This window comes from Mucilaginibacter sp. P4_G9 (assembly GCF_056400985.1).
Map to the genome: position 1 here is coordinate 1 of NZ_JBFUKF010000159.1, position 11,867 is coordinate 11,867.

Here is an 11,867-nt window from a genome sequence, read left to right on the forward strand (position 1 = left end):
TCCCAATATCTTCAAAGGTTTCCCTGCAGCATCAGTCTCTGTTTTACCCTGGAAATTCACCCATTTAACCGATCCGTCCCGGGTTACAAGCCTCACTTGCAGGTCTATCATATCACTTTCGGGTAAGGAGTTGATAGCTGCCTGGAACTTTGGCAGGTCTTCTTTCCACAAATGCGGGAAATATGTTTCTATATTCCAGTTTTTCTGCTGCTGATCATAACCAAATATTTCATCGTGCCCTTCTGAACGGTAAACCGTGTTATCCTTTAAATCCAGCTCCCATACTGCCATTTTTGAATATTTAAGCGCCATATTCAGGCGTTTTTCGCTTTCTTCAAAACGCTTCAAACCAGTGTAGTCATCTAATACCGTAAAACCAAAGGTTTCGCCTTCATCTTTAAACAAAATCGTTGTCACGTTTACCCATACAAGTGATCGGTCTTTTTTGTGAAGACAAGCCTGGAGTTTAAAAAAAGGAACTTTTTTTGACCAAAGCTCCATCTGCAATTCATGCCAATGCTGTTTATATTCTTCGCAGGCATGATCAAGAATTTTTGAGCCCTCGATTTCTGCGGTGGAATAACCCAGTAGTTCTGCCAGGGCATTATTTGCTTTTAGGATCGTTAAATCCGACGCAATGATCTTGCTGGCGGCACTGGTCTGCTTAAATATGGTATTAAACTTATCATTGCATTCCAGGAACCTTTTTTCAAAGTTTGGTGAGCCAATTTCTTTTTCCATACCGAATCACGTTATGATCAAAGTATTAACATATTTTGGCTAAAAAGTGTTTGATTAAAGCGTGTATAAACAGACTTTGCCCGCATGGATTTGTATCAGAAAAAATGCTGCTTTTCGGGAAAAATTCCACCACATTTTGCCTGGTATACGGGTTGGTTCAATTATATAATTTACTTAAAATTCCTTCCCTTATGGAAAACATCCTTTTGGGCAATGGCTGGTACACTTTTTTCGTCTGCGCGGGATAAGGTAAGTACCGGGAGGTCTTCATTTTGGGCAGCGGTGAGGTTGCCCAGTAGCTTATTAAAATTGTAGCAACGCTTTAAAACGACATGGATAACCTCGCCTTCTTTTTGCAGCCTGCCTTCCACCATGATGAGTTTGGACTGTAAGATCTCTTTGCGGTACTGGTCAAACAGTTTTTGAAAAACCACCAGGTTGGTGGTTCCGGTTTCATCCTCTATCGTAATAAAGCAAATACCGCTTGCGGTACCTGGCCTTTGGCGCACCAGCACCAAACCCGCTACTTTTACAAAATCGCCATCTTTAGCCATGTCCAGTTCTTTTGCCGGTAAAATATGCAGCAGCTTCAATTTTTCGCGTAAAAAACTCACCGGGTGGGCTTTGAGTGATAACGATGTTGAAGCATAATCCTGTACCACATGTTCGCTTTTTGTCATGAATGGCAGGGCTACCTGTATTTCGGTCGCGCTTTCAGACGGCTGGCCCTTAAAAAGCTCAACCGGCCTGTCGCCTAAAGCGGATACCTCCCATAAAGCCTGCCTGCGATCGAGCCCTAAAGAGCAGAAAGCATCCGCGTCTGCCAGCTTTTCCAATGTCACCTGTGGCACACCTGCATCGCGCAAAGCGGTAATCGAAGAGTAGCCAGCTAATCTTCCGGCAATCAGGGCTTCAATATCTTCTTCGCGCAAGCCGGCAACCTGCCTGAAACCCAAGCGAACGGCGCAATACCTGCCTGATCTTTCTTCCGGCAGGTTATCCCATTGCGAGAGGTTGATATCTACCGGTTTTACCTCTACACCATGTTTTTGTGCATCAATCACAATCTGCGCAGGCTGGTAGAAGCCCATAGGCAAACTATTTAACAAGGCAGTGGCAAAAACATCGGGATAATAATGTTTTAGCCACGAGGAAATATAAACAAGCAGCGCAAAGGAAACCGCATGGCTTTCGGGAAAACCGTAGCCCTCAAAACCTTGCAGCTGTTTAAAAATCCGCCTGGAAAAGTCCTCTTCATAACCCCTGGCCATCATGCCATCTACTATTTTCTTTTCGTATAGGTACAACTTGCCATTGGCTTTAAAAGAGGCCATACTCCGGCGCAGTTCGTCTGCTTCTGCTGGTGTAAAGCCTGCGGCTACAATGGCAATCTCCATGGCCTGCTCCTGGAACAAAGGCACGCCCAATGTCCGGCCCAGTATTTCTTCCAGTTCTTCGGAGGGGTATTCCACCGGTTCTTCCTTATTACGGCGGCGCAGGTAGGGATGCACCATATCACCCTGGATTGGCCCCGGGCGAACAATAGCTACCTCGATCACGAGGTCGTAAAAGCAGTTGGGGCGCAGGCGGGGCAGCATGGACATTTGTGCCCGGCTTTCAATCTGGAAAACACCGATGGTATCCGCATGGCTGATCATTTCGTAAACGGCGGGATCATCCTGCGGAACATTGGCTAAGGTTAGGTCAAGTCCGTAATGCTGTTTGGCCAGGTCAAACGCCTTACGTATACATGTCAACATCCCCAGCGCCAGCACATCCACTTTTAAAAATCCCAATGCGTCTATATCGTCCTTGTTCCATTCGATGCAGGTACGGTTTTCCATCCGCGCATTCATCACCGGGCACAGGTCGGATAATTTACCTTGAGTGATGACAAAGCCGCCGGTGTGCTGACCAAGCTGGCGCGGAAAACCCATGAGTTGGCCGGTCAATTCCAGCACTTTTTTCAAATACGGATCTTTGGGATCCAGGCCCTGGCTGGTAAGTAATTTGCCTTCAAACCATTCATCGGTAAATTCCCAGATAGAAGCTGATAAACGGTTAATGGTATCTACAGATAAGCCCATGGCTTTGCCCACATCCCTGATTGCACCCTTTTGCCGCTCCTGCGTTACTGTGGCAACAATGGCGGCACGGTCTCGGCCATATTTGTTATAGATATACTGGATTACTTCTTCGCGGCGTTCATGCTCAAAGTCTACATCAATGTCGGGTGGTTCGTTCCTGGCTTCAGACATGAACCGGGCAAACAGCAGTCTGAATTTGGAAGGATCAACGGAGGTAATGCCGAGACAATAGCAAACAACCGAGTTGGCTGCCGAACCCCGTCCCTGGCATAAGATGCGCTGGCTTCTGGCAAAACGCACAAAGTCATGAACCGTAAGGAAATAGGCCGCCAGGTTTCGTTTTTCCATAAAGGCCAGTTCAGTCCGGATCGTATTTTCTATTTTTTCGGGGATAGCTCCACCAAATCGTTCCTCAGCCCCCTGCCAGGTTAAAAAGGTTAATTCTTCCATAGGAGTGCGGCCATCACTGGTTATTTCTTCGGGATAAACATATTCCAGGCTGTCTAAGGAGAACCGGCAGGCTTCGGCGATTTCCTGTGTACGCAAAATGGCATCAGGGTATTGCCTGAACAGGCGCTGCATTTCAGCTATGGGTTTCAGGTATCTTTCGGCGTTTTGATGCAGCAGAAAACCCGCATTTTGGATCGTGCATTTTTCACGAACGCAGGTTAAAATATCCTGTAGCTCCCGCCGGGCATGTTCATGGTAATGCACGTCATTGGTAGCTACCATCGGTATGTCCAGCTTTTCTGCTAATTGAGACAGCCGGTGAAGCTGCTTGGTATCATCACCGTTATACAGGCGCATAGCACCTAAGTAAACTTCCAATCCCAGCGCCTCGCGGTATTCTGCTAAAGCGCTTTTAAAATTATTCTCAAAATCAAACCGGATATTCAGCGAAGCTGGGGGTACAACAATAAATTTTATGCCTTTAGCATGTTCATACACATCTGCCCGGTATAAATGACACTGGCCCTTTTCTGCTCTAAGGTTGCCAACTGTTAGTAAGCCGGATAAACGGCTGTAAGCATCCCTGTTAGTAGGGTAGGCTAACAGGCTTGGGCCATCCAGCAGATCCAGCCGACAGCCGGGAATAATGGAAATACCAATTTTTTTTGCGGATACATGGGCGCGAACAATCCCGGCCAGCGTATTGCGGTCAGTAATGGCTATCCGCAAATATCCATAGGCTGCAGCCTGTTCCACCAGTTCATCAGGATGAGAAGCTCCCCGCAGGAAGCTAAAATTGGATGTGACCTGTAATTCGGTGTAACTCATCATTTACCTCTTTTACGCAAAAAATCCATGAATAAACCATTGGTGCATTTTGTCGCCCGAATAATGCCCTAAGCGGAATAGCCAGTAACGCTTGCCATCCGCATCTTCCACCATATAATAATCCCGGTGTTCCCCGTTTTCCAGCCACCATTCCCGCTCAATACGCTCCGGGCCATCTGCCTTTGTAACCTGGTGCACCTTACCTTTGTAAATAAACAGCATAGGCGGGTTATCGGGTATCAGCGCCGTTACTTCAATGGTTTCGGGTACATTTAGCAATGATATAGGTCGTGGTTTATCGGTACGCCAGTCAATCTCCGGTTTGTCCTGGAGTGAACCGGCCGCTTTAACCGATCGTTCCGGCCAGTAATGTGCTACCGGCAGGTAACGGTGTATAACATTGGCGCCAACTTTCCCTGCCAGCCGGTCAAGCAGTTCGGCAATTGCCGTATCTTCCAGGCCGGGGCTGCCTGCCCATAAAGCTTCCTGTACTATGGATGCATCTTCTACTTTCGGCGCTTCCATTACAAACAGCTCGATGCCTAAAGCGGGTTCTATAGTTGCAATTTTCAATTCAAACAATTTGAACAAATGCGGAATATGGTGGGTAGCGCTGTTAGTGCCGATGGCTATTTGTTCTACTTTGCCGTCAATCCGGTAGCATTTTAAAATGGCTGTCCGCAGCCCCTTACCATCCTGTTTTAAACGCAGGCAAAGCATTTCCAGTAAGCGTGTAATCGCAATTTCAATCCCGATAGCTGTCCTGATCGGTTCCAGGCAAGGCAACCGTTCGCTGTAAGGTTCAATAGGTTGCAATGGCCGAATTACTTCCTCTGCCTGGCCCAAAGCCTGGTCAAGCCGCAAAAGCAGGTTTTGCCCAAAACGCCGCCGCAAAGCAGAGCGCTGCATGGTAATAAAGCTGCGAATGCTGCGAAACCCTAATTTTTGCAGGCGCTCCGTAATAATATTGTCCAGGCGAAGCGCGGCAGGTGGTAAGGGCAGCAAAGCTTCAGTTTGCCCGTTGGGTTCAATAATGGCTTTAACCTGCCCAAACCGGGCAACAGCCCAGGCGGTACCAATGGTATCGGCCATCGCTGCCCGTACATCAAAACCCTTACCTCTTAACCGGGTAAGCACTTCTTTTAAAAAACCTTTTTCATCACCCCATAAATGGGTACAGCCGGTAACATCAAGTATCAGCCCATCCGGCGGGTTGGCCGCTACAAAAGGTGTATAACGGATACACCACCCGCCTAATAATGTCAACAGTTTTACATCTTTGCCAGGAATGTCATCGATCACCTGCAGGCAGGGAACAATGGCCTTGGCATCCGCCGCTACCATACCGATAGTAACCCCTTGTAATACTGCCTCTTTGTTTGTTGCAGTAATAACCATGCGGCCGTGATCAGGTGCGGCAAATACAACAGGCACGCCTTTTAATTCAGGCTTGCGGAGGGTAAGCCAGTCTGTAAGTAAATGACGAAACCATATGGTAACAAAACGCTTTTGCATATTAACCGGCCTTTAATGGTTGCAGTGGCAATTCATTTTCGGTGGCAGGTTTGTGGATAGGGATAAATCGGTCTATCGCCCATTCCATTTGCCAGGCGCCCGGATTGCCGTTACGGACTTTTAGCAGCTCCACCTGCCAGCGCGGAAAACCTATGCCCGGCATATTGTTTTCCGGCTCACTTGGTATTGAAGTGATCTGCCAGCGGGCAACACAAGCTGTAGTACTTAGTTTACGGGCATCAGTGCGTAGGATAAAGCCGGTCACCCTGCTGTTTTCAACCGCCAGTTGCAGCCTTCGTGATTGCGCAAAGCTGATCTCCCGTACTTCCCCGATAACAGCAGCGAGCCCCTCACATTTCAAGGCTTCTTCCATTGCCCAAAGCACATCTTTTTCCTTTTGAAGATCGATAAAAATTACCCGGTCGGGCTCGATGCCAAATGCCTTGAGGGCAGGGGGAAATAGTTTTCGGGAGGTACTGATCCATACGCCTATACCATCATTTTGCATCAGCCTGCCTAATAACGCGGCCATGAAGCCGCCGCAAGCCGCAGCCTGCTCCGTTTCTGTGCCTAAAAATTCATGTACTGTTCCGGTCGGAAAAATACCATTCGGAAAAGCGGCTTCGACTGATCCCAACCCCATAACAGAAGCAGCGCCTGCTGCCGGCGGCTTAAAGCCCTCCAAAAGCAAAATATCCTTTCGGAGCTGACTGATGATATTTTTTTGGTATCGGGCATACACTTTCAATTTGGAAATGTAAAATTGCTAATAAATTTAGCAATTTATATGAAGAATTAAAAAATAATTTTGACATTTGTTTTATCATGATGAAGAATATGGAGTTGACCAAAGAAGCAAAAGCATGGATTAAACGTAAAAGCGGCCCTGACGAGATTGTGCGGGTAGTGCCGGATACGGAAAGTAAGGGAGCCGTGCTGTGCTATCACTTGTATACTGCCTTTGAAGATAACCCTGATTACTTAGGCCGGATATTGTTTGATGCACAGGGTTACTGGATTTATGATGGCGAAATACTTACCGTTGCGGAACAGGAACAACTGGCGAGGTTCATCATTGGTTACGTAGAAACTGTTTAAAAGGGGAGAGGTGAGGGACTTATATGGAACAGCTGCGTTTTTTTGCAGAAGCCGGACAGCGCACGAGATTGCCAAAAGAATTGTTGGAATATCTAAATCCGCTAAACCCAATGACAGCCAGGGTCAATCTAACTTTTCGGGTAGTTATTTAGCTTCATTTTTCTTTCGGTTAGCAAAAAACTGACGCGCACGTTTCAATCCTGTAGCAATGGCGATGCCTTCTTCAGCGCCATCTTTCAATACTTCATTTGCGATCTCTACCGCCTTTTCCCGAAGCTTTTTTGGCTGATTTTTGTAAGATGGCGGGTAATCTCCGTTATACCAGGGCATAAAACCTCCTTTTTTAAAATTAACAATCTGAAAAATGGAATGTTTTTAGGTCATTAATGAGTTGATGCCTTGCCTGGTGCATACCCAAATTTAACCCATATTAAGACACTGATTTTTTCTTTGTTAATTATATACTAACGGGGCAAACACTACGTTAAAATCATACCATTTATTCAACCAACACCAAAATTATTTCTGCCGGTGTTTCTATTGTTTATTGATAAAAAAATAAAGCTTATGGAAACGATCATGGTACAAGAAAACGATGCTGCCACCTTAGAGGTGCTCAGTATCGCTCTACAAATGGAGGGATTCCGTGTTTACAGCCTGACTGATCAAAACGAAAATGTTCTGGATATGATCAGGCAGCACCGCCCAAAGCTTGTGCTGTTAGACTGCTGGCTCAGTAATCATTCCGGCAAGCAGGTTTGCCAATGGATCAAGTCGCATTTTCCAGGCCTGCCGGTAATTGCTATAAGCTGCGATAACAACATTGATGCACATTATCGGGAGCTGGGTTTTGATGATTATCTAAAAAAACCATTCGACCTGGATCAGCTTTACCAGGTGGTCAGGAAACAGGTCTCCTGGTATAAACGAAAAAAGAAATACACCGAGTTAACACTATAAATATGCACTAATTTAAAGGTCATGGATATCAATTATTGGTGGATCGGTCTGTTTATCGTCCTGATGGCTATACTGGTAATCTGGCTGATCAAAAGGAACATCAAGGACGAAAATAAATTTGAGAAAGAATTGATACAGTCGGAACTTAAGCCGGAGGCTCACAAGGACCATGACGAACAGTCGCCGGATAATGTTTAACACAAAACCAAAGGCTATGTTATTAAAGAAAAATCAAACGGCTGTTTCAAACCAGCCAAGGGCACCGGTAATAAAAACCGAAGGACCGCTTTGTGAAAAAGACGAAGAAGGGTTATCGATAGAGCGTACCAAATTGCTTCAAAAGGAAGCCCTTGAAAAATGGCATCGCTTAAAAGGGAACAAGTAAAACAAGAATGGTGTTGGCTGAAAAGTTAGCACCATTCTCAATTTATATACCTGCTTTTCGACAGCTTTGGCGTATACCAGGCAAAAAATTTAAATACCCGTGAAAACTCCATTCACCACTACCCAGCTTCACAGGACGACCACTCTGTCACATGCCCGGCGTAATCTTTAAAAACTATTTACGGGAATAAGTGTTTTTTATTGACCTGATGGACAAAAAAACAAAGACAGTGGCCATTATTGTGGCACATCCGGATGATGAAACCTTGTGGGCCGGGGGGACTATTTTAAGCAATCCTTACTGGCAGTGTTTTATTGCCAGCCTTTGCCGGAAAAACGACGCCGACCGCGCTCCCAAATTTGAAAATGTCTTAAATATTTTAGGTGCAAACGGCGCGATGGGGGATATGGATGATAGCCCCGAACAAAGCCCACTGCCAGAGCACGAAGTAGAAAATTCAATTCTTGCATTATTGCCGTTAAACCACTTTGACCTTATTATAACCCATAGTATTTATGGGGAATATACCAGGCACCGCCGACATGAGGAAATAGGCGCCGCTGTGATCCGTTTATGGCACTCGGGTAAATTGACAACCAGCGAATTTTGGGCTTTTGCTTTTGAAGATCATCAAAGGGCTCATTTCCCTGTTGCGATAAAAAACGCGCCTGTTTTTTATGCATTACCCTATGAAATTTGGCAAAGGAAATATAACATTATTACAAATACATACGGATTTAATCCGGATAGCTGGGAAGCGCAAACCACCCCTGAGGAAGAGGCCTTCTGGCAATTTTTAAGCGCCGACCAGGCCTATGATTGGTTGGTTAACAGATAATATATGAAAGTTTTATTATTATATGATTATCCCCCGTCTCCCAGCGGTTTGGCAACACAAGGTGAACTGCTTTACAAGGGCCTGATTGAAATGGGGGTGGAGACCTTTGCTGTAAATTGCGAATCCCCGCAGGAAAAGGAATGGTATTACCGCTGGTTTAAACCCGACGTAGTAACGGGGATTGGTTATTGGGGGCATACACCTGATCTGGTCCTCCATCCGCAGAAATTTGGAGTTCAGCCTGTTCCCTGGTTAGTTGCCGACGGTTATATTGCCAATTACCAGGATGTGTTGAATAAGTTACCGTTGATTTTGGTCACTTCAAACTGGGTAAAGGAAATGTATGTGCGCGATGGAATAAGCGTTGAAAATATTGAGGTGTTACCCGTAGGTTGTGATACAGATGCTTTTATACCCCGTGAAAATGATGATCCGAAAATTGCAGCAGTAAAAGCATCATTGGGTATATCGCCTGCTGAATTGATGCTGCTTACCATTGGCGGGGATGCAGCATCAAAAGGCGCGCAGGAAGTAATGCGCGCGCTTGCCCTAATAAAAGGCAAAGTACCCCCCTGGAAATATGTTTGCAAGGTATGGCCGCAGCCACGTACCGATCTGCAAAACCAGGCTGACCGGGAACTTGCCCGGGAGCTGGGTATTGAAGATCACGTGCTTTATGCAAACAGTATTGTATCGCGGAATTTTATACCTTATTTAATGGGGGCGTGTGATATTTATGCCGCGCCTTCGCGTTTGGAAGGTTTTGGTATGTCGCAAGTGGAAGCAAATGCCTGCCACAAACCGGTTATATCCATGAAAGCGATGGGTATGCTGGATACAATGGTTGATGGTGAAACTGCGCTGCTTGCCAATATAGCGCAGCATATTGTGGTAAACCACGTTACCTTAGGAAAAGCTGCAGGCTATGAGGAGAATCATATTGTTGAATTTGATATTCCCCGTACGGTAGATTATCGGGCAAACGTAGATGATATAGCTGCAGCTTTACTTGAGCTGATGAACCACCCCTTAAAAAGGATTGAGTTGGGTAAGGCAGGCAGAAAACGTGTTGTTGAGAATTTTGATTACAGGATAGTAGCCAAAAAATTTGTTGAAACAGTGACCCGTAAATTAAGGATATCCTAAATTGAGCAAGCTATGGAAACAGTAAACTGGTTGGAGATTGAAGCAGCAAAAAAAGCCGCTACCGAAATTTTGATCCATAATTCGCATGGACCATTTCATGGTTTACCGCGTACCGCCGGATGGGGATACCCTGAGCCCTACACCCGCGACCTGATGTTGTCTATTTTAGGCATAGCGGTGAGCGGTAACAAGCACCTTATTGAAAGCACCCGTAAAGTATTGCAAACGCTTGCAAAAAACCAAACCAGTCACGGCCATATAACTTCGCTGGTACATGATAAAGATGACCGGGGTGCAAGCGATACTACGCCATTGTTTTTAATGGGTGTTGGCATATTCAGGGAGCTGACAGGCGAGGCAGATTTTTTAGAAGACGCCGTGCAAAAATCATTAACCTGGATGGAGTATCAAAGCCCGTCTGACAGGATAATGGTTGCCCAGCAGCCAACAAGCGACTGGCGCGATGAGCAATGGGTATTAGGGTATGGTTTGTTTGTAAATACGGTTGTTTACAGTTACCTGCGCCTGCTTGGGCAGGATGAGCGGGCAGACCAGATGTGCAAAGAAATGAAACGGTTTACCATTGAGGATTACATCCCGTTTCACAAACACGAAGGGCTTAAAGTTAAAAGCAAGCCGTATTATGCTTTCTGGTCATACAAGGTTCATTTTAGCGAACGGTTTGATCTGCTGGGTAATAGTATGGCTATTCTTGCCGGCCTGGTATCTGTTTCAAAAGCTGAAGAAATTATAGCCTGGGTAGAAGAAGAATGCCGGCTTATGAAGCAAAAAGGCGATCTGGCTGCTGACATTCCGCCAAATTTTTTCCCTTTTGTGCTGCCTGGTGATGCTGACTGGCATCCCCGCTACGAGAATTTTAACATGCCCGGCAATTATCACAATGGCGGAATCTGGCCGTTTATATGTGGGTTTTATGTTGCGGCGCTTGTTGCTGCTAAACGGTATCGGCTTGCAGAGCAAAAATTGATGGAGCTAACCAAACTGGTAAGGTTATCCCAGGACCAAAATCTTGAGTTTGGCTTTAATGAATGGATAAAGGCGCAGAATGGTCATGTGATGGGGGTTGACTGGCAAAGCTGGAGCGCCGCTTTATACCTGTATGCTGCAACCTGTGTACAGGAAAGAAAAACGCCCTTTTTTGATAAAATGAGGGGATAATCTATCACCTCATTTTATCGTTTTTGCGCTTCAATTTGCTACTTCATTGTTAAATGTTTCCAGATAATGTCAAAAACATCAATCGGAGCAATATGATCCTGTAAAATCTTATCGTCGGTTATTAATACGGGTTTATACTTTTCAGGAATACCAATCCGCCCATGCGATCCTTTAATCAATGTGGCATCTAAGGGGATAACATCCATTACATACCTAAATCCGGCTTTTTTGCGCAGCAGTTTGTATCCTGCACGGGCTTTTGAGGTCATAAACATTTCCACAGGATCATAACCCGGTTTCTTGTGAATGTCAACCACGCGGGCATAATCGGGCGCTTTGGCATCATCCAGCCAAAAATAATAGGTAAACCAACAGCTTTCATCAGCCATTAATACCAGGTCTCCGGCACGTTCATGATTTATATGATAAGCGGCCTGCTCTTTACGGTCAAGCACAAGCCCGATACCCGGTACTGTTTTTAATAAAGCTTTTACCTGTTCCGTTACCGATGGGTCATTAATGTATACATGGGCTATCTGATGATCAGCAACTACAAACGCTTTGGATGCGCCGGGGTCAAGCAGTTCTAATCCCCGTTCCACACGTATCTGTACCAGGTTATGCTCGCGGAATAAACGGT

The 11,867-nt window shown here is 45.7% G+C and carries 13 protein-coding genes; 7 read left to right on the forward strand and 6 right to left on the reverse strand.

The genetic code is table 11. From position 1 onward, the window contains the following. From AC1DPZ_RS14605 to AC1DPZ_RS14620, 4 genes are all read right to left on the reverse strand, one after another. Window positions 1-741: PAS domain-containing protein (locus tag AC1DPZ_RS14605; RefSeq protein ID WP_477404575.1), on the reverse strand; the 741-nt coding region annotated here is incomplete at its 3' end. 170 nt (window positions 742-911) lie between these two features. Further along, entirely contained in the window at window positions 912-4,109 is a 3,198-nt protein-coding gene (locus AC1DPZ_RS14610; protein WP_477404577.1) for an error-prone DNA polymerase, read from the reverse strand. Between the two features lie 9 nt (window positions 4,110-4,118). Next, window positions 4,119-5,621, reverse strand: a complete 1,503-nt coding sequence (locus AC1DPZ_RS14615) for a Y-family DNA polymerase (RefSeq protein WP_477404579.1) — start codon at window positions 5,619-5,621, stop codon at window positions 4,119-4,121. Window position 5,622: 1 nt separating this feature from the next. Further along, window positions 5,623-6,363 (reverse strand): ImuA family protein, encoded by a 741-nt coding sequence (locus AC1DPZ_RS14620; RefSeq protein ID WP_477404599.1) that lies wholly within the window; start codon window positions 6,361-6,363, stop codon window positions 5,623-5,625. Window positions 6,364-6,446: 83 nt separating this feature from the next. Here AC1DPZ_RS14620 and AC1DPZ_RS14625 point away from each other — a divergent pair, with 83 nt between their 5' ends. Further along, a complete protein-coding gene (locus AC1DPZ_RS14625) occupies window positions 6,447-6,719 on the forward strand; it encodes a hypothetical protein (RefSeq protein ID WP_477404581.1) in 273 nt (90 codons plus the stop codon). 144 nt (window positions 6,720-6,863) lie between these two features. Here AC1DPZ_RS14625 and AC1DPZ_RS14630 read toward each other — a convergent pair whose 3' ends face one another. Next, complete coding sequence (locus tag AC1DPZ_RS14630) at window positions 6,864-7,049, reverse strand: DUF2188 domain-containing protein (protein WP_477404583.1); 186 nt, start codon at window positions 7,047-7,049, stop codon at window positions 6,864-6,866. 237 nt (window positions 7,050-7,286) lie between these two features. Between AC1DPZ_RS14630 and AC1DPZ_RS14635 the strand changes: the two genes are divergently transcribed. From AC1DPZ_RS14635 to AC1DPZ_RS14660, 6 genes are all read left to right on the forward strand, one after another. Further along, a complete protein-coding gene (locus AC1DPZ_RS14635; RefSeq protein ID WP_477404585.1) occupies window positions 7,287-7,679 on the forward strand; it encodes a response regulator transcription factor in 393 nt (130 codons plus the stop codon). A gap of 21 nt (window positions 7,680-7,700) precedes the next feature. Then, complete coding sequence (locus AC1DPZ_RS14640; RefSeq protein WP_477404587.1) at window positions 7,701-7,877, forward strand: hypothetical protein; 177 nt, start codon at window positions 7,701-7,703, stop codon at window positions 7,875-7,877. Window positions 7,878-7,893: 16 nt separating this feature from the next. Then, a complete protein-coding gene (locus tag AC1DPZ_RS14645; RefSeq protein WP_477404589.1) occupies window positions 7,894-8,064 on the forward strand; it encodes a hypothetical protein in 171 nt (56 codons plus the stop codon). A 208-nt stretch (window positions 8,065-8,272) separates the two neighbouring features. Next, window positions 8,273-8,902, forward strand: a complete 630-nt coding sequence (locus tag AC1DPZ_RS14650) for a PIG-L deacetylase family protein (RefSeq protein WP_477404591.1) — start codon at window positions 8,273-8,275, stop codon at window positions 8,900-8,902. Window positions 8,903-8,905: 3 nt separating this feature from the next. Then, window positions 8,906-10,048, forward strand: a complete 1,143-nt coding sequence (locus AC1DPZ_RS14655; RefSeq protein WP_477404593.1) for a glycosyltransferase family 4 protein — start codon at window positions 8,906-8,908, stop codon at window positions 10,046-10,048. A gap of 12 nt (window positions 10,049-10,060) precedes the next feature. Further along, a complete protein-coding gene (locus tag AC1DPZ_RS14660; RefSeq protein WP_477404595.1) occupies window positions 10,061-11,227 on the forward strand; it encodes a glycoside hydrolase 100 family protein in 1,167 nt (388 codons plus the stop codon). Window positions 11,228-11,265: 38 nt separating this feature from the next. On the opposite strand, the gene AC1DPZ_RS14665 is transcribed toward AC1DPZ_RS14660, so the two are convergent. Beyond that, a partial coding sequence (locus AC1DPZ_RS14665) for an alkaline phosphatase family protein (protein ID WP_477404597.1) occupies window positions 11,266-11,867 on the reverse strand: 602 nt, incomplete at its 5' end.